The following is a 26,486-nucleotide window of genomic DNA, read 5'->3' as shown; positions in this document are numbered from 1 at the left end:
GGGGAGGCCCCGTGGGACCGGCCGCGCACCCGGGCGTCGGCGGTGCGTGCGACTCAGGCCTGGCGCTCGGCGGACTCCACGACGTTCGCCAGCAGCATCGCCCGCGTCATCGGCCCCACCCCGCCGGGGTTGGGCGACACCCACGCGGCCACCTCGGCCACGCCGCCGTCCACGTCGCCCGCGATCCGGCTCTTGCCCGTCTCCGGGTCGGACACCCGGGACACGCCCACGTCGACCACCACGGCGCCCGGCTTCACCAGGTCGGCCGTGAGGATCCCGGGCACGCCGGCGGCCGCCACGATCACGTCGGCGTTCCGGGTGTGCTCGCCGAGGTCGGCGGTGCCGGTGTGGGTGAGCGTCACCGTGGCGTTCACGGCGCGGCGGGTCAGCAGCAGCCCGATGGACCGCCCGACCGTCGTGCCGCGGCCGATCACCGTGACGTCCGCGCCGGCCAGGTCCACCCCGTGCCGGGTGAGCAGCTCGATGATGCCGCGCGGCGTGCAGGGCAGCGGGGAGTCGATCTCCTCGTTGACCCGCAGCACCAGGCGGCCGAGGTTGGTCGGGTGCAGGCCGTCGGCGTCCTTGTCGGGGTCGACGAGCTCGAGCACGCGGTTGGTGTCGATCCCGCGCGGCAGGGGCAGCTGCACGATGAACCCGGTGCACGCCGGGTCCGCGTTCAGCCGCTGGACCGCCGCCTCGATGTCCTCCTGGGAGGCGTCGGCGGGCAGGTCCTCGCGGATGGAGGCGATGCCCACCTCCGCGCAGTCCCGGTGCTTGCCGGCGACGTAGGACACCGAGCCCGGGTCCTCCCCCACGAGCAGCGTGCCGAGCCCGGGCGTGATGCCGCGCTCGGCGAGCACCGCCACCCGCGCCTTGAGCTCGTTCTTGATCGCGGCGGCCGTGGCCTTGCCGTCGAGCGTCTTCGCCGTCATGTCGCGGCCCCGATCAGTACTGCTGGAGGCCGGGGTACAGCGGGAACGCGTCGGCCAGCTTGGCCACGCGCGCCCGCAGGCCCTCGACGTCGGCGGACGCGCCGGCGGTCAGCGCGGTCGCGATGATGTCCGCGACCTCGGTGAACTCGGCGTCGCCGAAGCCGCGGGTCGCGAGCGCCGGGGTGCCGATCCGCAGGCCGGAGGTGACGCGCGGGGGCCGCGGGTCGAACGGCACCGCGTTGCGGTTCACGGTGATGCCGACGTCGTGCAGGAGGTCCTCGGCCTGCTGGCCGTCGAGCTGCGAGTTCCGCAGGTCGACCAGCACCAGGTGCACGTCGGTGCCGCCCGTCAGGACGGACACACCCGCGGCGGCCACCTCGGGCGAGACCAGGCGGTCGGCGATGATCCGCGCGCCGTCGATGGTGCGCTGCTGGCGGTCCTTGAAGTCCTCGCCGCCCGCGATCTTGAACGACACGGCCTTGGCGGCGATGACGTGCATGAGCGGGCCGCCCTGCTGGCCCGGGAACACGGCGGAGTCGATCTTCTTGGCGTACTCCTCGCGGCTCAGGATGAAGCCCGAGCGGGGGCCGCCGATCGTCTTGTGCACGGTGGACGACACGACGTCCGCGTACGGCACCGGCGACGGGTGCAGACCCGCGGCCACCAGGCCGGCGAAGTGCGCCATGTCGACCCAGAGCTTCGCGCCGACCTCGTCGGCGATCTCGCGCATCGCGGCGAAGTCGAGGTGCCGCGGGTAGGCGGACCAGCCGCCGATGATCACGGCCGGGCGGTGCTTGAGCGCGGCCTCGCGGATCGCCTCGGGCTCGATGAGGAAGGTGTCCGGGTTCACGCCGTACGCGCCGACGTCGTAGAGCTTGCCGGAGAAGTTGATCTTCATGCCGTGCGTCAGGTGGCCGCCGTGCGCGAGCTCGAGGCCCAGGATGCGGTCGCCGGCGTTGGCGAGGGCGTGCAGGACGGCCGCGTTCGCGGTGGCGCCGGAGTGCGGCTGGACGTTGGCGTGCTCGGCGCCGAACAGCTCCTTGGCGCGGGTGATCGCGAGGGTCTCCGCGATGTCGACCTGCTCGCAGCCGCCGTAGTACCGGCGGCCCGGGTAGCCCTCGGCGTACTTGTTGGTGAGGACGGAGCCCTGCGCCTGCAGGACGGCGCGCGGGACGAAGTTCTCGCTCGCGATCATCTCGAGCGTGCCCTGCTGGCGGGCGAGCTCCCCGTCCAGGACCGCCGCGATCTCCGGGTCCACCTGGGACAGGTTCTGGTCGAGCAGGGGCGTGGTGTCGGCGCTCATGCGTCTCCTCGGCAGTCGGCGTGCGCGGTCGTGTCGGCCGCACACCGGTGGTGTGTGGATGACCGCGGGGCCCAGGCGTCCGACCCGACGTCGTGCTGCTGCGTCGCTCCCCGGTGGTGACCCACCTGTGCGCCAGTCGCGACCGGGTCAGCCTAGCAACGTCCCCGCCGGGGCGGGGCGGAGCGTCCGCGGACCGGTCGCAGGACCGGTTCACGCCGAGGCGGGCGCCTCCGCGTCGGCCTCGCCGAGGATGCGCCGCAGGTACGCGTACGTGAGGTCCCCGACCGTCTGGTCGTGCTCGTGCGTGTAGCCGTGCTTCTCGTACAGGGCGAGGTTCTGCACCGAGTCGCGCCCGGTGAACACCCAGATCTCCTCCACGTCCTCCGGGAGGTGCGGCAGGATCGCGAGCAGCAGCTGCGTCCCGATGCCGTGGCCCTGCTGGTCGGGCGCGACCGCGAACCGGCCGAGCGTGGCCTTCTTGCCCTCGAGCACGACGCGGATCGAGCCGACCAGGCGGTGACCGGCCCAGGCGCCGAGCGTGACGACGCCCTCGGCCGCGAGGTCCGCGCGCAGCTCCGACAGGGTCTGGGTCAGCGGCGGGATGTGCGGGTCGTCGTACTGCTGGGCCTCGGTGACGAACGCGGCGCGGCGCAGCGTCAGGAGCTCGCCGGCGTCGGCGTCGGCGATGGGCCGGATGGTCACCTCGGTGTCGCTCATGCCCCCATGATCTCAGGAGGTGCGCGCGGTCGGCAGCCCGGAGGTCCCGATGTCGCCCGGATTCCACCCGGTGGACACCTCCGGCCCGCGGACGCGCCGGGCTGGCGCGCGTCGCCCGCGGGTACCCTCCCCTGCGTGACCACCTCGACCCCTGCGGCCACCTCCTGGGTGCTGTCGCTGTCCTGCCCCGACCAGCCCGGCATCGTGGCCGCCGTCGCGGGGCTGCTCGCGGAGCACGGCGGGAACATCACCGAGTCGCAGCAGTTCGGCGACCCGCTGTCGGGCCTGTTCTTCATGCGCGTCGAGGTCGCCGCCGAGCGGACCCGCGAGGAGCTCGAGCAGGCGCTCGCCGCACTCGCCCCGCGGTTCTCGATGGACTGGTCGCTGGACGTCGCCGGCCGCAAGGTCCGCACCCTGCTGCTGGGCTCGACCGCCGCGCACTGCGTGAACGACCTGGCGTTCCGGCAGCGGTCCGAGGGCCTGCCGATCGACATCGTCGGCCTGGTGTCGAACCACACCGCGCTCGCCGACCTGGCGGCGTTCTACGCCATCCCGTTCCACCACGTGCCCGTCACGAAGGACACCAAGGCGGCCGCCGAGGCCCGGCTCCTGGAGCTCGTCGAGGAGCTGGACGTCGAGCTGGTCGTGCTCGCCCGGTACATGCAGATCCTGTCCGACGACCTGTGCCGCGCCCTGGCCGGGCGGGTCATCAACATCCACCACTCGTTCCTGCCGTCCTTCAAGGGCGCGCGCCCCTACGCGCAGGCCCACGACCGCGGCGTGAAGCTGATCGGCGCGACCGCGCACTACGTGACGGGCGACCTCGACGAGGGCCCGATCATCGAGCAGGACGTGGAGCGGGTGGACCACTCTCGCGGCGTCGCGGACCTGGTCGCGCTCGGGCAGGACGTCGAGCGCCGGGCGCTGGCCCGCGCGGTGCGCTGGCACGCGGAGCACCGGGTGCTGCTGGACGGGCACCGGACGATCGTCTTCCGCTGACTCAGATCTGATACTTTTTCATCAGACCTGATGGAAAAGTAGTAGATCGCGAGGTCACCGTGAACCTGAGCGACCCGATCTCCGCTGTCGTCCCCAGCCTCGAGGGGCGGGTGCTCGTCGTCCTCAGCAGGGCCGAGACGCCGCTGACCGGGTCCCGCGTGGCCGACCTCGTCCCCGGAGCGTCGAACCCCGGGGTACGAGCGGCGCTGGGGCGACTCGCCGAGCAGGGCACGGTGCTGGCCGCCCGGTCGTCGCACGCCGTGCTCTACCGCGCGAACCGGGAGCACCTCGCCTGGCCCGCCATCGAGACCGCGGTCCGCTTCGCGACGCACACCCTCGACGCGCTGCGGGAACGGCTCGTCGCTCTTCTCGTCGAGCACTTGGGCGCGGATCGCGCGGCTCGGACCACCGTCGCGCTCTACGGCTCGGTCGCACGCGGGACGAGCGACCGGCGGAGCGACGTCGACCTGGTGGTGCTCACCCCAGACGATGTGGCCGCCGACGAGGCGGAGCACCTGCTCCTCGACATCACCGTGGGTGTCGAGCGGTGGACCGGCAACGCCTGCTCCGTGTACGAGCTGTCCACAGATCGCGTGACGGCACTTGTCCAGGCCGCCGACCCGATGGTTCGTTCGTGGCTGGACGATGCCACCACGATCAGCGGCCCGGACCTGAGGGAGCTGCTGCGAGCCCACGGAGCGTGACCACGTGCCGCCACGGACGACGCGGATGACCCCGGCGTCTGCCCGCGAGCGCGCCGAGATCGCGCGCGAGCACCTGCGCGTCGCTGAGGAGCGCCTCGCGGCGTGCGCCGACGGGCCGTCCCGGGAGGCGAGCGTGTCCGCGGCGAACGCCATCAGCGCCGCGATCGCCGCGGCCGATGCGATCTGCGGCATCGCGCTGGGGCACCGCAGCAGCGGCCCCGACCACCGGGCGGCCGCGGCGCTGCTCGCCCAGGTCGCGGACGGCGCCCCACTCGCACGACGGCTGGTGCGGCTGACAGCGCAGAAGTCCCAGGCCCAGTACGGCGACTACGTCACCGCCCGGGTCGCGCGGGACGTCACGGCGTCCGCCGCCCGCCTCGTGGCGGCACTCCCCCGGTACGGCGTCTGACGCCGACCGACGGCTCAGAGCGTCGCCGGCCGGGTCGTCGGCCGCGCAGCCCGCCCCGTCGGCGTGATCCCCGTGATCGCCGCGATGAGGTCCTCGTACGAGGCGTGCTCGGCGTCGAAGTCGCCGTTGATCCTCCCGAGCCGCAGCACGACGATCCGGTCGGCGACGGCCTGCACGTCGACCATCGAGTGGCTGATCATCACGACGCCGAGGCCGCTCTCCCGGAGCCGCTCGACCATGTTCAGCACCTCGGCGGTCTGCGAGATGCCGAGCGACGCCAGGGGCTCGTCCAGCACGACGACCCGCGGGTTCCCCACGAGCGTGCGGGCGACGGCGACCGCCTGCCGCTGGCCCCCGGACAGCGCGCGCACGGGCGCCCGGACGGACGGCACGCGCGCGGCGAGCTGGCTGAGCACCTCCCAGGCGCGGCGCTCCATCCGCCGCTCGTCGAGGATGCCCGCGCGGCGGAGCTCCTGGCCGAGGAACAGGTTCTGCACGACGTCGAGGTTCTCGGCGAGCGCGAGGTCCTGGAACACGGCCGCGATGCCGAGCTCCCGCGCGGCGCGCGTCGACGGCATGGTGACGGGGACCCCGCCGACCTCGATGTGGCCGGAGTCGGGGGCGAGCGCCCCGGACATCACCCGCGCGAGGGTCGACTTGCCGGCGCCGATGTCGCCGACGATCGCCACGACCTCGTGCGCGTGGATGTCGAGGTCCACGTCGACGAGCGCGCGCACCGCGCCGTAGTTGCGGGAGACGCCCCGCACGGACAGGACGGGGGTGCCCGGTGCCCTGGTCATCGGTCCTCCTCCGCTGCGTCCTTGCCGCGTGCCGTGCTGCACCGGCTCATCCTGCCACCGCCATGGACTGGGCAATACCGGCGTGGTCGAGCGCGAGCGCCAGCGCCCCCCGCACCTCGGCGGCGGTGCCGAGCTCGGACACGACCACCTCGACCGGCCCGGCGGTGCTCGGCAGGGTCCGCTGCGCGAGCACGCTCCGGAACGTGTCCAGCAGGATCGGGCCCGCGTCGGCGAGCCGCCCGCCGACGACGACGAGCTCCGGGTCGAACAGGTTGCAGGTGTTCGCGGCGGCGACCGCGAGCAGCCGCCCGGCGTCCGAGATCACCCGCCGGCAGCCGGGGTCGCCGTCCTGGGCGCGCGCGATGACGTCGGAGAGCGTGAGGTGCCCGTGGCTGGACTCGAGCATCCGCAGCAGGGCGGGCGCGCCGATGAGCGCGTCGAGGCAGCCGCGGTTGCCGCACCGGCAGATCGGGCCGTTGTCGTCGATGGTGATGTGGCCGAACTCGCCGGCCGCGCCCGTTCGACCGTGGAAGACGCGCCCGTCGACGATCAGGCCGCTGCCGACGCCGTGCGAGACCTTCAGGTAGGCGACGTGCCGCTTGCCCCGGGCGGCGCCGTGCCGCAGCTCGGCCAGCGCGCCGAGGTTGGAGTCGTTGTCGACCTGGACGGGGACGCCGAGCCGGCGCTCCAGCACCTCGGGCACGGACACCCCGTCCCAGCCGCGCAGCACGCCCACCGACACGATCCGGCCGGTGACCGGGTCGACGGGGGCCGGCACCCCGACCCCGACGGCGAGCACCTCCGACATGGTGGCGTCGACCGAGTCGACGAGCTCGGTGAGCAGCAGCGACGCGCGCTCCAGGCCCGCGTCGGCGCGGTGGTCCGGCGGCAGCGGCATGCGCTGGTCGGCGACGACGCGCTGGGCGACGTCGGCGATCGTGACCCGCAGCGACCGGGATCCGAAGTGGATGCCGCCGACCAGCCCGAGGTTGCGCGCGAGCGTGACCTGCTGGGCCCGGCGACCGCTGCGGGAGGTGGGCGCCGTGGCGAGCACGCCGGCGCCGGTGAGCTCCTTGACGATGTTCGACACCGTGGCGGGTGACAGCCCCGTGACACCGGCCAGCTCGACCTGCGTGAGTGAGCCACGCTGCTGGACGGCACTCACGATCCGGGCCCGGTTGGCTTCACGGAGTGAAGATTGCGATCCCGGGGTCACTCTCTCAGTGCCCACGTAGCCGAGGATACAGGCGCCACGACCCCGATCCGCACGCCGCGCACCACCCACTCAGATGCGTTCGAGAGGTGACGGCACCGGCCTCCCGGACACGGCGACGGCCGCCGCCCGCGGGGTGCGGGTGGCGGCCGTCGTGGGTCGTGCGGCGCGGGGGTCAGCCCAGGCGCGCGGCCAGGTTCTCGTCGAGGGCCGCGAGGAAGCCCTCGGTGGTCAGCCACTCCTGCTCCGGGCCGACCAGGAGCGCGAGGTCCTTGGTCATCTTGCCGCTCTCGACCGTCTTCACGACGACGTCCTCGAGCGTCTCGGCGAACTGGGTCACCTCGGGGGTGCCGTCCAGCTTGCCGCGGTGCTTGAGGCCGCCGGTCCACGCGAAGATCGACGCGATCGGGTTGGTCGACGTCGGCTTGCCCGCCTGGTGCTGGCGGTAGTGCCGGGTGACGGTGCCGTGCGCGGCCTCGGCCTCGACGGTCTGGCCGTCCGGGGTCATGAGGACGGAGGTCATCAGGCCGAGCGAGCCGAAGCCCTGCGCGACGGTGTCCGACTGGACGTCGCCGTCGTAGTTCTTGCAGGCCCAGACGTAGCCGCCCTCCCACTTCATCGCGGAGGCGACCATGTCGTCGATGAGGCGGTGCTCGTAGGTGAGGCCGGCCTCGGCGAACGCCGCCGCGAACTCGGCGTCGAACACCTCCTGGAACAGGTCCTTGAACCGGCCGTCGTAGGCCTTGAGGATCGTGTTCTTGGTGGACAGGTACACGGGGTACTTCCGCTGCAGGCCGTACGCGAACGAGGCGCGCGCGAAGTCGCGGATCGACTCGTCGAAGTTGTACATGGCCATCGCGACGCCGCCGCCGTCGGGGTACGTCACGACCTCCTGCTGGATCGGCTCGGAGCCGTCCGCGGGGGTGAAGGTCAGGGTCAGGGTGCCGGCGCCCTGCACCGTGAAGTCCGTCGCCTTGTACTGGTCGCCGTGGGCGTGGCGGCCGATGATGATCGGCTTGTTCCAGCCCGGCACCAGGCGCGGGATGTTGCTGATGATGATCGGCTCGCGGAAGACCACGCCGCCGAGGATGTTGCGGATCGTGCCGTTCGGGGAGCGCCACATCTTCTTGAGGCCGAACTCCTCGACCCGGGCCTCGTCCGGGGTGATCGTCGCGCACTTGACGCCGACGCCGTGCTCCTTGATCGCGTGCGCCGCGTCGACCGTGACCTGGTCGTCCGTCGCGTCGCGGTTCTCGATCGACAGGTCGTAGTAGCGCAGGTCGATGTCGAGGTACGGATGGATCAGGCGGTCCTTGATGAACTGCCAGATGATCCGCGTCATCTCGTCACCGTCGAGCTCGACGACCGGTCCAACCACCTTGATCTTCGCCATGCGGCCCAGATTACTTGACGTCGAGAGACTTCGCGGGCGGGCCGGGGCCGGAACCGGCCCGCATCCAGGCGACGCACAGCGATCGGTGGCATGCTCGAACTGTGTGCCCGACCGGGCGGCGCGCAGCGCGCCCGCAGGTCGGACCCGGTGCGGGGCCGCCGAACGGCGCGGCCCGCGCCCGTCATCGCACCCGACGAACGGATGATCATGTCGCAGGACAAGCCCGAGCCCGACGAGGCTCCGGACGCGCCCACCGGCGCGACCGACCCGCAGCAGGGCACCCCGGCCGAGCCCACGACGCCGGCCGCCCCCGTGACCCCGACGCCGTCCGCGCCGCCCGCCGGCTCGGCCGTGCCCGCGCCCGCGCCGGCGAGCGCCCCGGCACCGAACGCCTCGGCGTCGCCGGCCGCCGCGCCCACGGCCGCCCCCGCCCCCGCGGCGGCCCCGGCCCCCGCGGCGATCCCCGTCGGCTACGGCGCGGCCAGCGGCTACGGCACCGCGACCGCCGTCGCCGTGGACGACGAGGTCGAGATCGAGGCCGTGCGCGCCACCCTGACCGGCCCGTCGCTCGTGGCCCGGGTCGGCGCCGAGGTGTTCGGCACGTTCGTCGTCGTCCTCGCGGGCGTGGGCGCGGCGCTGTTCGCGTCGGTCAGCGGGGCCGGCGTCATCGGCACCGCGCTCGGGTTCGGCTTCGGCACGATCGCGGCGTTCGTCGCCGTGTCGCACGTGTCGGGCGGCCACTTCAACCCGGCGATCACGCTCGGCAGCACGCTCGCCGGGCGCACGCCGTGGTCCCACCTGGTGCCGTACTGGCTGGCGCAGCTCGTCGGCGGGGCGCTCGCCTCGGCCGTGCTGTTCGTGACCGCCACCTCGCTGCCCGCGCTCGAGGGCAACGAGCGGACCTTCTTCAGCGGCACCGCCAACGGCTACGGGGCGCACTCGCCCGTCGCGCAGTCCACGAACGGCGAGGGCTTCAGCATGGTCGCCGCGCTGCTGCTCGAGGGCGTGCTCGCCGCGGTCCTCGTCGGCGTCTACCTCGGCGCCACCGACCGCCGGGGCCGCACCCGCCAGCAGGCCGCGTTCGCCGTCGGCCTGACCGTGGCGTTCGGCATGCTCGTGGCGTACCCCGTCACCGGCGGCTCGCTGAACCCGGCCCGCTCGACGGCCGCGGCCCTCTTCTCGGAGTCCTGGGCCTGGGGCCAGATCTGGGTGTTCTGGGTCGCGCCACTGGTCGGCGCCGCGCTGGCGGCCCTGCTCTACCGCGCGTTCGCGACCGCCCCGGCGGACGACGACGTGCTCGACGAGGACCTGGAGATCGACGAGGTCGAGGTCGAGGTGCAGCCGGCGCGCTGACGCCCGCACGCACGGCGCAGGGCGGCGATCCCGGACGGGGTCGCCGCCCTGCGTCGTCCCCGGCGCGCCGGGGACCGCGCGGCTCGCGCCGGGTTCGGTGGCTCTCGCCCGGTTCGGTGGCAGGAGGCACCGAACCGGGCTGGACGCACCGAACCGGGTGCCCGGCGCCGCGCGGCACCGGGCCGCGGGGTCAGAGCGAGGGCACGACCTGCGACAGGACGCCGATCGCCAGGGCGAGGCCCCCGAGCACGGTCACGTCCACGGCGCGCCGCCGCACGACGAGCGACGCCGGCGACTTCCGCACGACCGCCCGGACCACGGCGCAGCAGGCGAGGAAGCAGGCCAGCGCGAGGGCGCCGGTCGGGGTGCCGGCCGCGAGCGAGAGGGCGACGCAGAACAGCACCGCGCCGGCGATCACCCACAGCGACCAGTTCCGGTCGGCCGCGAGGGAGGCGCGCGCGATCGCGCGCGGGTCGAGCGGCTCGCCGTCGGGGCCGAACCGCTCGTCCTCGGGGGACGGCCGGCCGACGGGCGGGCTCGACGTCGTCGCTGCCGGCGTCACCACCCCGTCCTGGCTCACGCGCGTCTCCCTCCCGCGGCGGGCGAGGAGCCGCGCGCCGTCACCGCCGAGGCTACCGCGCCCCGCCGGCCCGGCCGGCGCGCCCGGCGTCGCCGCAGGCTACGGTGGCCGCGTGCCTGCTGCTGGACCCGCCGCCGCCCGCCCCGACCACGGCTCCGGCACGCCCGGCCCGCCGCGCTCGGTCGTGGTCGTCGGCGCCGGCATCGCGGGCGCCCGGACGGTGCTCGAGCTGCGGGCCCAGGGGTTCGACGGCCGGGTGACGCTGCTCGGCGCCGAGGGGGTGGCGCCGTACGACCGGCCGCCGCTCTCCAAGCACCTGCTCGACCGCCCCGCGCCGGCCTGGCTGGCCGACGAGCTGGGCGCCGACGCGCTCGCCGCCGCGGACGACGTCCGGCTGGCCGCCCCCGCGACGGGCCTCGCGGTCGACGACGACGGCGTGCGGGTCGGCACGGCGGACGGCGACGTGGCCGCCGACGCGGTGGTCGTGGCCACCGGGGCCGCCGCCGTCCGGCCGCTCGCGTGGGAGCACGCGCTGACCCTGCACACCGCGGCGGACGCCGAGCGGCTGCGCGCCGCGCTCGGGTTCCCGCACGGGCTCGCCGCAGCCGGCGCCCCGGCAGCGGCCGGCCCCGCAGCCGCCGGCCCCGCAGCCGCCGGCCCCCGCGCGACCGGCGCGACCCGCGCCCCCGGCGCGGCCCCTGCCACCCCCCGCCGCCTCGTGGTCGTCGGCGCGGGCTGGGTCGGCGCGGAGGTGGCCACCGTCGCCGCGGCGGCCGGGGTGGACGTGACCGTCGTCGAGGCCCGCGAGGCGCCGCTGATGACCGCGCTCGGCGCCGAGGTCGGCGCGCTGACGGCCCCGTGGTTCGCCCGCGCGGGCGTGCGGCTGCGCACGCGCGCGACCGTGGCGGCGGTCGAGCCCGGCGCGGTGCGGCTGGCCGACGGGACGGTGCTGCCGGCGGACGCGGTGCTCGCCGCGATCGGCGCGCGCCCGGCGACGGGCTGGCTGGCGGGTGCGCTGCCGCTGGACCCCGACGGGTCCGTGGCCGTGGACGAGCGGCACGCCCCGGTCGGCGGCTCGTGGCGGGTGCGGGTGGTCGGCGACGCGGCCCGGCGCCGGTCCGCCCGGCACGGCTGGGTGCCCGGTGGGCACTGGGACGCGGCGCTGCGCGGTCCGGCCGTGGCGGTCGCCGGGCTGCTCGGCCGGGAGGCCGCCGAGTCGGACCTCGCCCCGTACGTGTTCTCGACGCAGCTCGGGCACGAGCTCGCGCTGTACGGGCTGCCGGGCGCCGCGGACGACGTGGTGCTGCGCGGCGACCCGGCCGGCGACGACGGCTGGTCCGCGCTGTGGTTCGCCCCGGGCGGCGCCGGGGAGGCCGGCACGCTGACGGCGGTGTTCGCGGTCGACCGGCCCCGCGACGTAGGGGCCGCGCGCCGGCTGCTGGCGGGCGCCGCGCTCCCGGTGCTCGACCGGGCGCGGGCGGCCGACCCCGCGGTGCCGCTGGCCAAGGCCCTCGCCGCCTGAGGCCCGGCGGGCTCGACCGGGCCGGTCCCCCGCGCGGCCCCGTCGCCCCGCGCGCGGGCCGGTTCCAGCGCTCTGTGTCCCCGCTAAGGGGCGGTCGTCTCCGGAGCCGACGGGGACGGCTCCTCGGACGCGCCCTCGGTGGACGACTCGGTCGGCGACGCGCTCGGCGAGGCGGACGCCTCGGCCTCCGCAGCCTCCGCGGCGAGCGCCGTGCTCACCTGCTCGATGAACGCGAGCAGCGCGTCCGCGTCGCCGAGGTCGCCGGTGTACTGCTGCCCGCCGACCAGCACGACCGGGCTGGTGGCGACGCTGCCGACGTCGTACGGCACGGAGTCGGCCGCGCGGGTGGTCGCCTCCTGGGCCCAGTCGGTGAAGTCGCCGTTCGTCACGCAGTCCGCGACGGCCGTGTCGGTCACGCCGGCGTTCTGCACCAGCGCGACCAGGTCGTCGTCGGCGAGGCCGTCCTCGTCGAGGTCGGGCTGCGCGGCGAGCAGGGCGTCGTGCACGGCGAGCACGCTGTCAGGCGCCGTGTCCGCCACGCACGCCAGCGCCCCGGCGGCGCGCGCGGAGTAGTCGCCGGTGGTCTGCATGGTGCCGAGCAGCGAGTCGTCGGCGGACGCGGTCGCGGACGGCGTCGGGGACGTCGTCGCGGAGGGGGCCGGCGAGGCGCCGGTCCCCGCGCCGACCGCCGCCCCGTCGAGCAGCGCCAGCGGGTGGATCTCCAGCGTCGCGTACCCCGCGGTCACCCACTGCTCGATCGACGCGGAGCTCGCCGCCCAGAACGCCTCGGCCTCGGGCGACCGGTAGTCCAGGTACAGCACCAGGTCCAGCACGCCGCTGCTCCGGTCCACCACCGTCGCGACGGGCGACGCCCCGGGGTCGAGCGCGCTGGTGCGGCTCGCCGCGACCGCGCTGCCGTCGCCGGTGAGCACGATCCCGTCCGACAGCATGTTGTGCGGCCCGACCTGCCCGGCGCGGACCGACGCCTGCACCGCGAGCGCCGCGACCACGCCCGCCGCGACGACGGCCGTCCCTGCGCCGGCCCAGCCGAGCCGCCGGTTGCGCCGCCGGCGCTGCGCCTGGCGCTCGCGCTCGAGGCGGGCGAGCTCCCGGGCGAGCGCCTTGCGGTCCTTCTTGGGCAGCTTCTCCTGGGCCGGGGGTCGAGAGGTCATGGGTCGCTTCCTGTGCGGGGGTCGGGCGTCGGGGCCCGCCACCGCACCGCGGCGCCGCGCCCACCGGCGCCGACGCTCCCGCCCGCACCTGCCGGGACGCTGGGGCGCACCTGGGCGCGCCCTGTGCGTCCCGGCGGCGCGCGTCAGGCCCGGCGGAAGCGGAGGGTGACGAGCTGGAACGGCCGGAGGTCGAGCGCGACCGCCGCGCCCGCCGCCCCGGCCGCCCCAGCGGCCTCGTCGCCCGCCCCGCCCGCGGGCAGCACCGCCCGCGCCGGGACGTCCCGCTCCAGCAGGTCGACCTCGGCGACCCCGGCGGCGTCGAACCCCGCGGTCACGGTCGCCCGCGCCCGCCCGCCGTGCGCCTCGTACAGCCGGACGACCACGTCGCCCGACCCGTCGTCCGCGAGCTTGACCGCCTCGACGACCGCCCCCGGCCCGTCGACGGTCACCAGCGGCGCGACGTCCCGGCCGCCCCGGACCTCGCGCACCGGCAGGTTCGCCCGGTACCCGTCGACGACCGCCTCGGGGATGCCCGCGCCCACGTGCAGCACGGACAGGAACCGGTGCCGGCCCTGGTCGGCCTCGGGGTCCGGGAACAGCGGGGCCCGCAGCAGCGACTGCCGCAGCACCGTGGACGTCCCGCCGTCCTCGCCGACCGCCCGGGTGACGTCGTGGCCGTAGGTCGCGTCGTTGGCGACCGCCACGCCGTACCCGGGCTCGCCGACGTGCAGCCAGCGGTGCGCGCAGATCTCGTACCGCGCCTCGTCCCAGGAGGTGTTGGTGTGCGTCGGCCGGTGCACGTGGCCGAACTGGGTCTCGGCGGCGGACCGGTCGGCGTGCACGTCCAGCCCGAACGCGAGCTTGAGCAGCCGCTGCCGCTCGTGCCAGTCGACCTCGGTGACGATCTCGACCGCGCGGGTGCCCGGCCGGAAGGTCAGCTCCTGGACGATCGTCGAGTCGCCGACCGTGCGCGAGGTCCGGACCACGGCGCGGTCGGGCTTCTCGGCGACCACCTCGACCACGTCGGCGTCGACCAGGTCCTCCACCGTCCGCCGGTACTCGGCGTCGATGTCCCAGGCGTCCCACTGCCGGGGCACGTCCCGGTGCACCTGGAGCAGGTTGGCCAGGTGCCCGGGCGCGACGGCCTCCCGGTCGGCGGCCAGGTCGCGGACGGACGCGAGCTGCCCGCCCGGCGTGAGCCGCACGTCCAGGGCGTCGGTGCGCACCCGCAGGGCGTCGCCCTCGCGCAGCACCTCGACCGCCCCGGCGGCGCCCGCGCCGTCGTCCGACGCCAGGGCCCCGCCCAGCGCCGGCACCCCGTCCCGCGCGTGCGGCGCCGCGTTCAGCCGCACCGTGCGGTCGCCGTCGCCGACCAGGGCCGCGAGCGCCGCGTCGATCACGGCGGTGGCCCGGGCCTCGACGTCGGCGTACGCCTCCTCCGCCTGCCGGTAGACCCAGCCGATCGACGACCCGGGCAGGATGTCGTGGAACTGGTGCAGCAGCACGACCCGCCACAGCGCGCGCAGCTCGTCCGCCGGGTAGGCGGCGCCGGTCCGCACCGACGCGGTCGCGGCCCACAGCTCGGCCTCGCGGAGCAGGTGCTCGCTGCGCCGGTTGCCGCGCTTGGTCCGCGCCTGGGAGGTGTACGTCCCGCGGTGGTACTCGAGGTACATCTCCCCCGACCACGCCGCGGGCGGTCCCCCGGCCGCCGCGAGCTCGGCCTCGGCGCGCTCGAAGAACGCGTTCGGCGACCCCAGCTCCACCTCCGGCAGCCCGCCGAGCGACCGCGCCCGGTCGGCCGCCGCCAGCATCTCGCGCGTCGGCCCGCCGCCGCCGTCGCCCCAGCCGAACGGCACCAGCGACTCGGAGGCGACGTCCTTGTCCGCGAAGTTCCGCTCGGCGTGCGCGAGCTCCTTCGGCGACAGGTCGGAGTTGTAGGTGTCGACCGGCGGGAAGTGCGCGAGCACCCGCGACCCGTCGATGCCCTCCCAGTGGAAGGTGTGGTGCGGCATCCGGTTGGTGTCGTTCCAGGACAGCTTCTGCGACAGGAACCACCGCGACCCCGCCGCGCGGACGATCTGCGGCAGCGCGCCGGTGTAGCCGAACGAGTCGGGCAGCCACACGTCCTGCGTCTCGACGCCGAGCTCGTCGAGGAAGTACCGCTTGCCCTCGACCATCTGCCGGGCCAGCGCCTCGCCGCCGGGCATGTTGGTGTCCGACTCGACCCACATCCCGCCGACCGGCACGAACTGGCCCGCCGCGACCTTGGCGCGGATCCGCTCGAACAGCTCCGGGTGCCGCTCCGCCACCCAGGCGTACTGCTGCGCCGAGGAGCACGCGAACACGAAGTCCGGCCGCTCGTCCATCAGCGCGACGACGCTGGCGAAGGTCCGCGAGCACTTCCGCACGGTCTCCCGGGCCGGCCACAGCCAGGCGGAGTCGATGTGCGCGTGCCCGGTCGCGAGCACCCGGTGCCCGCCGGGTGCGGCCGGCACGTCGAGCACCGGCCGCAGCACCGCCCGGCCCGCCGCGGCGGTGCCGGCGACGTCGGACGGGTCCACCGCGTCCACCACCAGGTCCAGCGCGCGCACGGCCCGGGCGTACCGGGTGGAGGCGGGGTCGACGACCTCGACCAGCCCGAGCACCGCGAGCAGGTCCTGCCACAGCTCCCAGACCTCGACGTCGCGCAGCACCACCTCGGCGGACCGCAGCGCGTACAGCGGGTCGGTGCCGGCGGTCAGCGGGTCGCCGAGCGGCGTCGGCCCGTACCAGGTGCTGCTGCCGACGTCCGGGTTGCCGGCGGCCTCGACGTAGACGTCGACGCGCTGCTCGGACCACGGGACCGCCTGGTTCCGCGGCGACAGGCCCTTGACCGCCACGCCGTCTCCCCGCAGCACCAGGCCCTCCGCCTGGAACCCCGGCTGGGTCGTGGTGAACCCGAGGTCGATCGCGAGCTCGACCGCGTGCCGGCCCTCGCGCACCCCGTCGGAGTTTAGCCAGCCCGCCGGCACGTCGCCGGTCATCCGGAACCAGGTCGTGCTCCACGGCGCGCCCCACGGCGTCCCGGGCGGGGCCGCGGCGTACTCCTGCGCGACCGCCGTGTCGAACGGCACCGGCTCCCCCGGCGCCGTCCAGGCGGTGACGTCGAGCGGCGCGCGGTCGGCGACGACCGCCGGGGCGAGCCGCTCGTGCAGGAACCGCTGGACGCGCTGGACGACGGCGGCGGAGTGCTCGACGGGCATGGTGGACCTTCCTGACGGCGTGCGGTGATCGAGTCGAGAGGGCGGGGGCGGGCGTCAGCCCTTCACGGCCCCGGACATGGCGAACGAGCCCCCGGAGAACCGCTGCACCAGCAGGTACAGCACGAGCACCGGGACGGAGTAGAGGATCGAGAACGCCGCGAGCCGGCCGTACGCGACCGTCCCGTAGGTGCCGAAGAAGCTGTAGATCGCGACGGCGGCGGGCTGGTTGGCGGGCGAGAACAGCAGGACGAACGGGACGAAGAAGTTCCCCCACGCCTGCGTGAACACGAAGATGAACACCACGGCGATCCCCTGGCGCATCAGCGGGACGACGATCCGGCGCAGCGCGGTCATCGACCCGGCGCCGTCGACCCAGGCGGCCTCCTCCAGGGACACCGGGACGGAGTCCATGAAGTTCTTGGTCATCCAGATCGCCATCGGCAGCGACGTCGCCGCGAGGAAGAAGATCGTCCCCGGCACGGAGTCGAGCAGCCCCAGGTACACGAACAGCGCGTAGACCGGGACCATCATCGCCGTGATGGGCAGGCAGGTGCCGAACAGGATCGAGTAGAGGAACGGCTTGCGGAACCGCATCTGGTAGCGCGACAGCGGGTAGGCCGCGAGCACCGACGCCAGCACCGTGAGGACGCCGGTGCCGAGGGACAGCACGAGCGAGTTCCACAGCGGCCGGAAGGTGGCCTCCCAGGTGAGGATCTCGGTGAAGTTGTCCGTGGTGACCGACTCGGGCAGCTTGACCGACACGGTCGCGGCGGGGTCGAGCGACGCGAGGACGATCCACGCGAGCGGCACCAGGAACGCGATGCCGACCAGCACCAGGGCGAGCGTGACGAGCAGCCGGCCGGTGCGACGCCGGGGCGACGCCACGGACGGCACGGGGCGGTTGCCCCGCCGGCGGGCGGACGACGCCACCGGGGCGGTGGGGGCGGTGAGCGCGGCCATCAGTCCACCTCCGGCTTGAGCACGCGGATGTACACGATCGAGAACACGGCCCCGACCAGCAGCGTCACCGTCGCGATCGCCGTGCCGTAGCCGACCTGCGCGAACTTGAACGCCTCCTGGTAGGCCAGCACGGGCAGCGTCGAGGAGTCCGTGCCGGGCCCGCCGCCGGTCATCACCCAGATCAGGGTGAACACCGCGAGGGTCTGCAGGGTCGTGAGCATGAGGTTGGTCGAGATCGACCGGCGGATCATCGGCAGCGTGATCCGGAAGAACCGCTGCGGGCCGGTGGCGCCGTCGATCGCGGCGGCCTCGGTGACGTCGGGCGGCACCTCGGACAGCGCGGCGCCGTAGACCATCATCGAGAACGCGGTCCCGCGCCAGATGTTCGCCAGGATCACCGCGAGCATCGGCACCGAGATGAGCCAGGTCGGGCCCTCGAGCCCGAACCAGCCGAGCACCTGGTTGAGCGTGCCGTCGGTGGAGAAGAACGCGTACAGCGCGAACGCCGCGACGATCTCCGGCAGCACCCACGCCACGACGACCAGCGCCGACACCACGGCGCGCAGCGGCTTCGCGGCGGCCCGGAGCAGCAGGGCGAGCGCCATGCCGAGCACGTTCTGCCCGATCACGGCCGACGCCCCGACGAACACCACCGTCAGGACGACGGCCTTCCAGAAGCCGTCGTCGGTGAGCAGCTCGGCGTAGTTGTCCAGGCCCACGAACTCCGGGTTCGCCGCCTTGTAGCCGGTCAGCGCCTGGTTCGTCAGCGAGCCGTAGAACGACCACAGCACCGGACCGGCCAGGAACACCAGCATGAGCGCGACCGCGGGCAGCAGCGGCAGCAGCCGCAGCGCGGTCCGGCCGGGCCGGCGTGGCGGCCGTCATCAGCCGGCGGCCTGCGTCGCGTCGTCGCCCACGATGGACGTCAGCCCCTCGTCGTAGGTGGCCGCCGCCTCCTCGGCCGTCGCCTGCCCGGTCGCCACCGACTCCGCCGCGACCTGGATGTTCGACGAGATCTGCGAGTAGTCCGGGGTCGCCGGGCGGAAGTGCGTGTAGTCGACCAGCGAGCTGAAGAACTCGAACGACGGGTTGAAGCCCAGGTACTCCGGGTCCTCCGCGACGTCGGTGCGCACCGCGATCTGGCTGTTCTCGGTGTCGTACTTGAGCGAGTTCTCCTTGTTCAGCGCCGTGGCGATGAAGTCGAACGCCGCCTGCGGGTCGCCCGCGTGCGCGCCGACCGCGAGGGTCCAGCCGCCGGACATCGAGGTGAAGCCGGGCTCCTGCCCGTCCTGGGTCGGCATCGCGGCCATGCCCAGGGTGTCCTCCCACTCGGGCCAGGCGTTGTCGCCGGTGATCCAGCCGCCGGGCAGCCAGGAGCCGTCGACCGCCATCGCGAGCTTGCCCTGCGGCAGCAGCTCGGTGGCGACGCGGGCGCCGACCGACGCGTCGAGCGCGATGTCCAGCGACGGCGCGAGGCCCTCGCCGTAGATCGTCTCGAGGAACGCCAGCGAGTCGGTGAAGCCCTGCGAGCCGGTGATCCACTTCTGGGTGTCGGCGTCGTAGAGCTCGTCGTCGGTGCCGTACAGCAGCATCTCGAAGCCCTGCATCGTCGTGGCCTCACCGGCCGCCTTGCCGGCGTACACGTTGATCGGGGTGACGTCGGGCAGCTTCTCCTTGATGGTGCGCGCGGCGGAGAGGATGTCGTCCCAGCTCTCCGGCTGCCAGTCCGTCGGGAGGCCGGCCTGCTCGAACAGGTCCTTGTTGTAGTAGAGCCCGCGGGTGTCGGTGCCCATCGAGACGCCGTAGACCTTGCCGTCGTCGCCGAGGCCGGCCTGGCGCGCGGTGTCCGGGAACTGGTCCCAGTCCTCCCACGCCTCGACGTACTCGTCGATCGGCTGCAGGTAGCCGGCCGCGGCGTCCGAGCGGATCTGGAAGGTGTCCTCGTAGATGACGTCGGGCGCGGTGTCCGCCGAGCCGTTCATCAGCGCGAGCTTGGTGAAGTACTGGTCCTGCTCGGCCTCGATCGGCACCAGGTCGACGGTCATGCCCTCGTTGGCGGCCTCGTACTCGGACTTGGCCTTCTGCAGCAGGTCGTCGAGCTGCACGAACTGCGCGGTCTTCTGGTACGCGACGGTGATCGTGGTGTCGTCGGCGGCGCTGTCGCCACCCCCGCTGCTGCACGCGGCGGTGAGACCGAGCGCGACGACGGCCCCGGTTGCGATGACGGTCCTCTGCAGACGCATGGATGCTCCTTTGCTCCACGTGCACGGCCCCGGGCGGCGCTGCCCCGGGCACGGATAACTACAACGTCTGGATGAATTGCTGTCAAGGGTCCGAGGCGCGCCGAGACGCAACCGTGACGTCCGGCGATGTCAAAGATGTTTGACATCGGCCGCGGCCCCGTCCTACGGTCGCCATGTCAAACATCTTTGACATCTCGGCGGCGCGGGAGCGAGGGGCCATGTCCTACCAGGAGAAGAACACCTGGGCGTTCGGCGTCATCGCCGTGCTCGGGTACACCGCGTACCTCGCGGTGGTGCTGAGCCGGGCCGCCGGGGGTCCGCTCACCGACGTCGCCTACGCCGGCCCGATGCTCGTGTCGATCGGCGCGGCGGTGCTCGCGGGGATCCTGGCCGGCACGGTGCTCGGCGCCACGTCGCGGGACCGGGCGGTGCGCGACGAGCGGGAGCGCGAGATCGAGCGGATGGGCGAGCGGGTCGGGCAGTCGTTCCTCGTGCTCGGCGGGCTGGGCGGGCTGGTCCTCGCGCTGCTGGAGGCCGACCCGTTCTGGATCGCGAACGCGCTCTACCTCGGGTTCGTGCTGTCGGCGGTGCTGTCCGCCGCCGCCCGGGTCGTCGCCTTCCGCCGGGGGGTCGGCCCGTGGTGAGGCCGACCGCCGTGACCAACCGGATCCGGGCGCTGCGCACCGACCGGGGGCTCACGCAGGCCCAGCTGGCGGAGCTGCTGGGCGTGACCCGGCAGACCGTGATCGCCGTCGAGCAGGGGCGCTACTCGCCCTCGCTCGAGCTGGCCTTCCAGATCGCCCGGGCGCTCGGGCGGTCCATCGACGAGGTGTTCGCGTACGAGCCGGACGGAGGACGGTCATGACGACGGGGGCGAGGACGACGGGGACGACGGTGCGGGCGGTCGTCCGGGAGCGGTACGGGGACCCGGGGGTGCTGCGGGTGGTCGACCGCGCGCTGCCCGCCCCGACGGGCGACGAGGTGCACGTGCGGGTGGCGGCGGCCGGGGTCGCGATGGGCGACTGGCACCTGGTGACCGGGCTGCCGTCCGTGATGCGGCTGGTGACCGGGCTGCGCGCGCCGCGCGAGCACGGCGTCGGCCTCGACCTGGCCGGGACCGTCGAGGCGGTCGGGCCGGACGTGCCGGACCTCCGCCCGGGCGACCGGGTGCTCGGGTGCGGGCGGGCCGCGTTCGCCGAGGTCGCCGTGACGCGGGGACGGCGGCTCGCCGCTCTGCCCGCGCACGTGCCGACCGAGGTCGCCGCGGCGGTCCCGACCAGCGGCACCACCGCCCTGCACGCGCTGCGCGCCGGCCGGGTCGGCGCGGGGACCCGGGTGCTGGTGCTCGGCGCCGGGGGCGGGGTGGGGACGCTGGCGGTGCGGCTCGCGGTGCTGGCGGGCGCCGAGGTCACGGCGGCGACGGCACGGCCCGGGCTCGCCGACGCGCTCCGGGCGGCCGGGGCCGTGGCCGTGCTGGACCGGTCGGCCGGTGCGGCGCCGGGCGCGGGCTACGACGCGGTGCTGGTCACCGGCGGGCTGACGCCGCTGCGCGACCTGCGCCGGCTGCTGGCCCCGCGGGGCTCGCTGGTGCTCGTCGGCGCGGAGGGCGGCGGCCGGGTCCTCGGCGGCGGCCTCGCGCGCCAGGCCCGGGCCGCGGCGCTCGACCCGTGGGTCCGGCACCGGCTGCGGAGCGTGGTGTCCCGCGAGAACCCGGCCGACCTCGCGCACCTGCGGGACCTGCTCGCCGACGGCGCGCTCGCACCGGTCCTCGACCGGACGTTCCCCCTGGCGGAGGCGGCCGCCGCGATCGACCACGTGGCGTCGGGCGCCGCGCGCGGCAAGGTGGTGCTGACGGTCAGCTGACCAGCAGCAGGTCCGTCGGCCGCGGGGTGAACGCGCGGCCCAGCAGGATGCAGCCCGCGCCCACGGCGCCGACCTGCGGCCCGAACGCCGACGAGGCGACGGTGAGCGCGTGCCCGCCGGGGACCACGTGCGCGGCGATCTCCGCTTCCAGCGCCGCCTCCGCGTGCGGGGCGATCCGGTCCCACAGCGGGCCGCCGACCAGCACGGCCGGGACGTCGAGCAGGTCGGTCAGCACGCCCGCGGCCATGCCGACCCGCCGGCCCGCGAGCGCGAGCACCTCCCGCGCGCCGGGGTGTCCCGCGTCCGCGGCGGCGCACAGCGCGGTCACCGCGTCGTCCACCGCGCGCGGGTCGGTGCCGTCACCCCAGCCGGGGAGGTCGACGCCCGCCGCGCGACCCTGCTCCGCGAGCGCCTCGGCCCGCAGCACCGCGCCCAGGCAGCCGCGCCGCCCGCACCAGCACCGGGCACCCTCGGGGTCGGCGACGAGGTGCCCCGACTCCCCCGCGTTGCCCGAGACGCCGCGCACCACCTCGTCGTGCAGCACCGTCGACACGGCGACGCCGGTGCCCAGGTAGAAGAACACGAAGTCGGACGCGTGCTCGCCGGGGTGCCACAGGTGGGCGCTCGCCGCGGCGATCACGTCCTTGTCGAGCACCGCGCGCAGCCCCGTGCGCTCGGCGACCGCGTCCCGCAGCGGCACGTCGTGCCAGCCGGGCAGGTGCGGCGGGTCGACCACGACGCCGGCCTCGACGTCGATCGGCCCGGGGGCCGCGATGCCGACGCCGAGCACCCGCTCGCGCGCCACGCCGGCACCGGCGATGAGCCCCTCGATCTCGGCGACGAGGCCGGCGACGACGGCCTGCGGGTCCTCCGGGACGGGCGTCGGGACCTGCGCGCGGGCGACCACGGCGCCGGACAGGTCGAGCAGCACGAACGTCATGGTCGCGGGGTCCAGGTGCACGCCGACCGCGAACCGGCTGCCCGCGGCGAGCCGCAGCAGCGTGCCGGGGCGGCCGGGGCCGCGACGCGCCGCCTCGCCCTCCTCGACCACCAGGCCGAGGTCGAGGAGGCGGCGCGCCACGTTCGTCACGGTCTGCGGGGACAGCCCCGTGCGCCGGGCCACCTCCGCGCGGGCGAGGCCCCCGCCGGCGCGCCGGACCACGTCCAGCACGACCGTCTGGTTGAAGTCGCCCATCCGCGGCAGGTTGGTCCCGCGACGCATCGTGCCTCCGTCCGTCCGCCGGGCGACCGGGGCGCGGCGGCGCGCCCGGGTCGGCTGGACGCATCATGGCAGACGGTCGGCCACCCCCTCGCGCGCGGCCACCGCGGCGGCCCGGGCACGCGCCCGCACCAGCCAGGTGCCGCCGCCGACCGCGGCGAGCGCCGCGAGCAGGCCGAGCAGCAGCTGCGCGCCCGTGACGGCCAGGGGGGCGCCGTCGCCGGCACCCGGGCCGGACGCCGCGGGATCGCCGTCCGGGGCACCGCCGGGCGTCCCGGACGGGTCGCCGCCGCCCGGGGTGCCGGGCGCGCCCGGTCCCGGGTCGACGGGGGCGCCGCCGGCGGCCTGGACCAGCACCGCCACGGTCCGCGCCGGCACCGTCACGGTCCCGCTCGCCGCGTCCCAGGTCGTGGTCCGGACCACGTCGTCGCCGCCCGCGGCCTGCACCGGCGACAGCGCGTACCTCGCGCCGGCCAGCGCCGGCAGCTCCTGGGTCACGGCGTCCGGGGACGCGTTGAACACCACGAGCAGCCCGTCCAGGTCCGCGTCGACGTCCGGTCCGACCGTGTCGTCGACGTGCATGACGATCACGCCCGGGGTGGCGTCCGCGCCGGCGTCGGGGAACGTGAGCTTCTGCCGGATCAGGTCGGCGTCGCCGAGCCGGAACAGCGGGGTGGAGAACCGCAGCCGCAGCAGGTCGTCCGCCGCGGCGCGGGCCGTGGCGATGTGCGCGGGGGTGGGCTTCAGCGCGGCGTCCTGGAGCAGCGGCGTCATCTGCGGCCACTTCTCGGCGTTCGCCCACGCCCCCGGCAGGCCGCGGCCGAAGCCGTTGTCCTGGCCGGTCCAGTCGATCGCGTTGAACCAGTCGCCGGAGTCGTAGCTGTCCCGGTCGAGCGACTTGGACCGCAGCTGGTCCGTCCCCGCGTGCCAGAACGACACCGTCTGGGAGAGGGCGGCCGTGGCCTGCGACAGCGTGTTCATCCGGACCCGGTCGTCCATGGACGTGGCCTGCGGCAGCTTGATCGTCAGCAGGTCGAACAGCGTCTCGTTGTCGTGCGCGTCGACATAGCTGACGACCTCCTCCGGGGAGTCTGCGTACCCGGCGGGCGCCCCGCGGTAGTCGATCTGGTCGCCGCGCAGCACCTCCCCGGTGTGCGTCGGCAGCACGTAGTCGCGCAGGTTGCCGGCCAGCCCGAGCCGGACCACGTCGGTCGCGAGGCCGAGGTCCTCGAGCTCGGCGGCCGAGCCGGTGTTCACCGAGGCCGGGTCGCCGAGCTGCGCGGGCTGCCCGTTCGGGTCGGTCGCCAGGCCGGTGCCGAAGCCCTGCGTGAACATCGACGACCCCTCGACCGGCGACCCGCCGTGCACCGCGTCGCGGAGCCGGTCGGAGAACGTGCCGATCCCGGTGCCGCCGAGCTGCCCCTGCGTGGCCTGCTCGAACAGGGCGTTGCCGGCGACCTCGCCGAAGTCCCAGCCCTCGCCGTACAGGTACACCGCCGAGCCGTCGACGCCGTCCGCCTCGACGGTCAGCGCGTCCAGCGCCGCCCGCACGGCCAGCATGTTCTGCTTCGAGTGGTGGCCCATCAGGTCGAACCGGAACCCGTCGACCTTGTAGTCCCGGGCCCAGGTGACCACCGAGTCGACCATGAGCTTCTCGGCCATCGCGTGCTCGGTGGCGACGTTCTGGCAGCACGTGCTGGTCTGCACCTGGCCGGTGCCGTCGAGCCGGTGGTAGTACCCGGGGACGACCCGGTCCAGCACCGACCTCGCGTCCTGGCCGCTCGCCGCGGTGTGGTTGAACACCTGGTCGAGGACGACGCCCAGACCCATGTCGTGCAGCGCGCCGACCATGGTGCGGAACTCGGCGACCCGGGCGCCGCCCTCCGGGTCGGTCGCGTAGGACCCCTCGGGCGCGGTGAAGTGCCACGGGTCGTAGCCCCAGTTGAAGCCGTCGCGCTCGCGGATCGCGCCGACGGCGGCCTGCTGGTCCTGGGCGGCCGGGCCGAAGCCGGTCAGGTCGGCGGTGGTCGCCTGCCGCGCGCGGTCCTCCTCGATCGACGCGATGTCGAACGTCGGCAGCAGGTGCACCGTGGTCAGCCCTGCGTCGGCGAGCTCCCGCAGCCGCGCGGTGCCGTCCGAGTCCCGGGCGAACGCCAGGTAGGTGCCCCGCTCGGCCTCGGGCACGGTCTGGTCGGCGATCGAGAAGTCGCGCACGTGCAGCTCGTAGATCGTGTGGTCCACGGCCCGCTCGACGACCGGCTGGGCCGTGTCGGCCCACAGCGCCGGGCGGTACGCCGGGTCGGCCAGGTCGACCGCGACGGCGTGCGTCGAGTTCAGCGTCAGGGCGACGGCGTACGGGTCGGTGACGACGTTCGTCTCCACGCGGCCGGTCGACGGCACGTAGACCTCGACCTCGTACCGGTAGCGGGCGCCGGACCACGTGGCGTCGCCGGTCACCGACCAGGTGCCGTCGGCGGCCCGGGTGGTGGCGACCCGGGACGGGGCGTCCGCGAGGTCCGCACCCGGCGCCCAGGTCAGCAGCGTGACCGCCCGGGCGGTCGGGGCCCACAGCCGGAACGTCGGCACGCCGCCGGCCCACGTGGTGCCGAGCTCGGCGTCGGCGGCCGCGCCGTACAGGTCGTCGAGCACGCCCGGGACCTGGACGCCGGTGAGCGCGGTCAGCCCGTCCGCGTCCGCCTGGGAGACCTGGACCTCGCCGGTGAGCACCGCGGCCGCGTCGGCGCCCGGCTCGACCCGCAGCGCGACTGCGCCCGCGAGCGCCGGGAAGTCGGCGCGCACGTCGGCGGGCAGGCCCGCGGCGTCGTAGGTCAGCGGGACCTCGCCGGTGCCCGCGGGCCCGGTCACCGCGCCGTCGGTCACGCCGATCCCGCCCTCGGCCGCGTGGTGCAGCGCCCAGGCCAGGTCCGCCGGGTCGGCGCCGCCGAGCAGGTCGCGCGGCCAGGCGAGCAGGTCGGGGCGCACCCAGTGCGCCCGCTGCTGGCCGACGCCGGTCAGCGGCGGGTTCTCGACGGTGATCTCCAGCAGGTGCGTCGCGACGTCGTACGCGAACGACACCTGCTCGCCGTCGGACGTCGCGAACGCGTAGTTGTCCCCGCCCACCGCGCCTCCCTGGCCGTAGTTGACGTCCCACGACATCCCGTGGGCGACCTTGACCTGGTACGAGCCTGCCGGGATCTGCGTCGTCGACCACTCGTACACGCCGTCGCCGTCCGGGTCCTTGGCCCACGTGGCGAGGCAGTCCGGGGACCAGTCGCCGGGGCAGCCGACCGCGGCCTGGTACGACCCGGGCAGCGTGACGACCGGCCCCTGGGCCGTGTTCTGGAAGTCGCCGGACACCGGATCCCAGTAGAACGTCACGTCGACCGGCGCGCCGCCCGGGGCGCCCGGCACGGTGTACGCGACGTCCGCGCCGCCGACGACGTAGGCCACGTCCCACGTCCCGTCGAGGGCGACCTTGTACGCGTAGTCGCCCGGCGGCAGCGCGAACGTGCCCTCCCAGACGCCGTCCGGACGCTCGGCGAGCTGGGCCTCGTCGCAGTCGGGCGCCCAGTCTCCGGCGCAGCCCATCGCGGTGTTGTGGCTGCCGGGGACGGACACGGAGGTGAACGCGGGCGCCGGGTCGGCGGCCGCGGGGCCGGCGGGGTCGTCCGCGCCGGCCGTCGCGGCGCCGGACGCGAGCAGCGCGCCGGCGGCCAGCACGGCGAGCGCGCGGCGCGCGGCGCCGCGGGGTTCGAGGGGTGTCCGGGGCGCCAGAGGGCGCCTGCGGGCGTGCGTCATCACAGGACTCCATCGTCGGGGGTGAGCATCAGCAGCGCGGCTACCAGCGACTGTACGCGTTTGC

22 protein-coding genes and 1 riboswitch are annotated in these 26,486 nt (G+C 75.1%); of the genes, 8 read left to right on the top strand and 14 right to left on the bottom strand.

Translation table 11 applies throughout. The features are described from left to right. Positions 1-53: 53 nt before the first annotated feature. The 3 genes from AC3WUG_RS07890 to AC3WUG_RS07880 all read right to left on the bottom strand — a co-directional run bounded on the left by AC3WUG_RS07890 (position 54) and on the right by AC3WUG_RS07880 (position 2,952). Positions 54-932: a bifunctional methylenetetrahydrofolate dehydrogenase/methenyltetrahydrofolate cyclohydrolase gene (locus AC3WUG_RS07890; protein ID WP_492327172.1), complete on the bottom strand. Its 879-nt coding sequence runs from the start codon at positions 930-932 to the stop codon at positions 54-56. 13 nt (positions 933-945) lie between these two features. Beyond that, on the bottom strand, positions 946-2,235 hold the full coding sequence (gene glyA, locus AC3WUG_RS07885; RefSeq protein WP_492327171.1) for a serine hydroxymethyltransferase: 1,290 nt from the start codon (positions 2,233-2,235) through the stop codon (positions 946-948). Between the two features lie 62 nt (positions 2,236-2,297). Continuing rightward, a riboswitch (ZMP/ZTP riboswitch) is annotated at positions 2,298-2,385 on the bottom strand. Positions 2,386-2,445: 60 nt separating this feature from the next. Then, the gene (locus AC3WUG_RS07880; protein ID WP_147794258.1) at positions 2,446-2,952 is read right to left on the bottom strand and encodes a GNAT family N-acetyltransferase; all 507 of its coding nucleotides are present in this window, start codon (positions 2,950-2,952) and stop codon (positions 2,446-2,448) included. A 135-nt stretch (positions 2,953-3,087) separates the two neighbouring features. On the opposite strand from AC3WUG_RS07880, the gene purU reads away from it, so the two are divergent. The 3 genes from purU to AC3WUG_RS07865 all read left to right on the top strand — a co-directional run bounded on the left by purU (position 3,088) and on the right by AC3WUG_RS07865 (position 5,064). Beyond that, on the top strand, positions 3,088-3,951 hold the full coding sequence (gene purU / locus AC3WUG_RS07875) for a formyltetrahydrofolate deformylase (protein WP_492327170.1): 864 nt from the start codon (positions 3,088-3,090) through the stop codon (positions 3,949-3,951). A gap of 158 nt (positions 3,952-4,109) precedes the next feature. Further along, a complete protein-coding gene (locus tag AC3WUG_RS07870; RefSeq protein ID WP_492327169.1) occupies positions 4,110-4,655 on the top strand; it encodes a nucleotidyltransferase domain-containing protein in 546 nt (181 codons plus the stop codon). 25 nt (positions 4,656-4,680) lie between these two features. Further along, positions 4,681-5,064, top strand: a complete 384-nt coding sequence (locus AC3WUG_RS07865; RefSeq protein WP_492327168.1) for a hypothetical protein — start codon at positions 4,681-4,683, stop codon at positions 5,062-5,064. A 14-nt stretch (positions 5,065-5,078) separates the two neighbouring features. Here the strand turns inward: AC3WUG_RS07865 and AC3WUG_RS07860 are convergent, their stop codons facing one another. The 3 genes from AC3WUG_RS07860 to AC3WUG_RS07850 form a co-directional block, all read right to left on the bottom strand. After that, positions 5,079-5,864, bottom strand: coding sequence for an ATP-binding cassette domain-containing protein (locus AC3WUG_RS07860; protein WP_217616225.1), 786 nt, complete (start codon positions 5,862-5,864; stop codon positions 5,079-5,081). A gap of 46 nt (positions 5,865-5,910) precedes the next feature. Next, positions 5,911-7,095, bottom strand: a complete 1,185-nt coding sequence (locus tag AC3WUG_RS07855; protein WP_492327167.1) for an ROK family transcriptional regulator — start codon at positions 7,093-7,095, stop codon at positions 5,911-5,913. 157 nt (positions 7,096-7,252) lie between these two features. After that, a complete protein-coding gene (locus tag AC3WUG_RS07850; RefSeq protein ID WP_492327166.1) occupies positions 7,253-8,470 on the bottom strand; it encodes an NADP-dependent isocitrate dehydrogenase in 1,218 nt (405 codons plus the stop codon). 207 nt (positions 8,471-8,677) lie between these two features. On the opposite strand from AC3WUG_RS07850, the gene AC3WUG_RS07845 reads away from it, so the two are divergent. Continuing rightward, positions 8,678-9,823 (top strand): MIP/aquaporin family protein, encoded by a 1,146-nt coding sequence (locus AC3WUG_RS07845; protein ID WP_492327165.1) that lies wholly within the window; start codon positions 8,678-8,680, stop codon positions 9,821-9,823. Between the two features lie 190 nt (positions 9,824-10,013). Here AC3WUG_RS07845 and AC3WUG_RS07840 read toward each other — a convergent pair whose 3' ends face one another. Further along, positions 10,014-10,403 (bottom strand): DUF3017 domain-containing protein, encoded by a 390-nt coding sequence (locus AC3WUG_RS07840; RefSeq protein WP_492327164.1) that lies wholly within the window; start codon positions 10,401-10,403, stop codon positions 10,014-10,016. Positions 10,404-10,515: 112 nt separating this feature from the next. Between AC3WUG_RS07840 and AC3WUG_RS07835 the strand changes: the two genes are divergently transcribed. Continuing rightward, entirely contained in the window at positions 10,516-11,925 is a 1,410-nt protein-coding gene (locus tag AC3WUG_RS07835) for an FAD-dependent oxidoreductase (protein WP_492327163.1), read from the top strand. Positions 11,926-12,008: 83 nt separating this feature from the next. On the opposite strand, the gene AC3WUG_RS07830 is transcribed toward AC3WUG_RS07835, so the two are convergent. The 5 genes from AC3WUG_RS07830 to AC3WUG_RS07810 form a co-directional block, all read right to left on the bottom strand. Next, entirely contained in the window at positions 12,009-13,097 is a 1,089-nt protein-coding gene (locus tag AC3WUG_RS07830; protein ID WP_492327162.1) for a DsbA family protein, read from the bottom strand. A 143-nt stretch (positions 13,098-13,240) separates the two neighbouring features. Then, positions 13,241-16,339 (bottom strand): alpha-mannosidase, encoded by a 3,099-nt coding sequence (locus AC3WUG_RS07825; RefSeq protein ID WP_492327161.1) that lies wholly within the window; start codon positions 16,337-16,339, stop codon positions 13,241-13,243. Positions 16,340-16,393: 54 nt separating this feature from the next. Further along, a complete protein-coding gene (locus AC3WUG_RS07820; protein ID WP_492327160.1) occupies positions 16,394-17,299 on the bottom strand; it encodes a carbohydrate ABC transporter permease in 906 nt (301 codons plus the stop codon). Next, complete coding sequence (locus tag AC3WUG_RS07815; RefSeq protein WP_246855333.1) at positions 17,299-18,114, bottom strand: carbohydrate ABC transporter permease; 816 nt, start codon at positions 18,112-18,114, stop codon at positions 17,299-17,301. The genes AC3WUG_RS07820 and AC3WUG_RS07815 overlap by 1 nt, the downstream gene beginning before the upstream one ends. A 69-nt stretch (positions 18,115-18,183) precedes the next feature. Further along, positions 18,184-19,542: an extracellular solute-binding protein gene (locus AC3WUG_RS07810; protein WP_492327159.1), complete on the bottom strand. Its 1,359-nt coding sequence runs from the start codon at positions 19,540-19,542 to the stop codon at positions 18,184-18,186. Between the two features lie 173 nt (positions 19,543-19,715). Here AC3WUG_RS07810 and AC3WUG_RS07805 point away from each other — a divergent pair, with 173 nt between their 5' ends. The 3 genes from AC3WUG_RS07805 to AC3WUG_RS07795 are packed head-to-tail and all read left to right on the top strand — an operon-like array spanning position 19,716 to position 21,405. Next, on the top strand, positions 19,716-20,186 hold the full coding sequence (locus tag AC3WUG_RS07805; RefSeq protein WP_492327158.1) for a hypothetical protein: 471 nt from the start codon (positions 19,716-19,718) through the stop codon (positions 20,184-20,186). Then, on the top strand, positions 20,180-20,407 hold the full coding sequence (locus AC3WUG_RS07800; RefSeq protein ID WP_147794273.1) for a helix-turn-helix transcriptional regulator: 228 nt from the start codon (positions 20,180-20,182) through the stop codon (positions 20,405-20,407). Before AC3WUG_RS07805 ends, AC3WUG_RS07800 begins: the two co-directional genes overlap by 7 nt. After that, positions 20,404-21,405 (top strand): quinone oxidoreductase family protein, encoded by a 1,002-nt coding sequence (locus AC3WUG_RS07795; protein ID WP_492327157.1) that lies wholly within the window; start codon positions 20,404-20,406, stop codon positions 21,403-21,405. Before AC3WUG_RS07800 ends, AC3WUG_RS07795 begins: the two co-directional genes overlap by 4 nt. Here the strand turns inward: AC3WUG_RS07795 and AC3WUG_RS07790 are convergent. Then, positions 21,398-22,627 (bottom strand): ROK family transcriptional regulator, encoded by a 1,230-nt coding sequence (locus tag AC3WUG_RS07790; RefSeq protein WP_492327156.1) that lies wholly within the window; start codon positions 22,625-22,627, stop codon positions 21,398-21,400. The genes AC3WUG_RS07795 and AC3WUG_RS07790 overlap by 8 nt on opposite strands. A gap of 63 nt (positions 22,628-22,690) precedes the next feature. Beyond that, positions 22,691-26,425 (bottom strand): pullulanase-type alpha-1,6-glucosidase, encoded by a 3,735-nt coding sequence (gene pulA, locus AC3WUG_RS07785; RefSeq protein WP_492327155.1) that lies wholly within the window; start codon positions 26,423-26,425, stop codon positions 22,691-22,693. Between the last annotated feature and the right edge of the window lie 61 nt (positions 26,426-26,486).

This window comes from Cellulomonas sp. EB106-03-03-XG116 (assembly GCF_058792015.1).
This window is presented reverse-complemented; position numbering and strand designations above follow the sequence as displayed.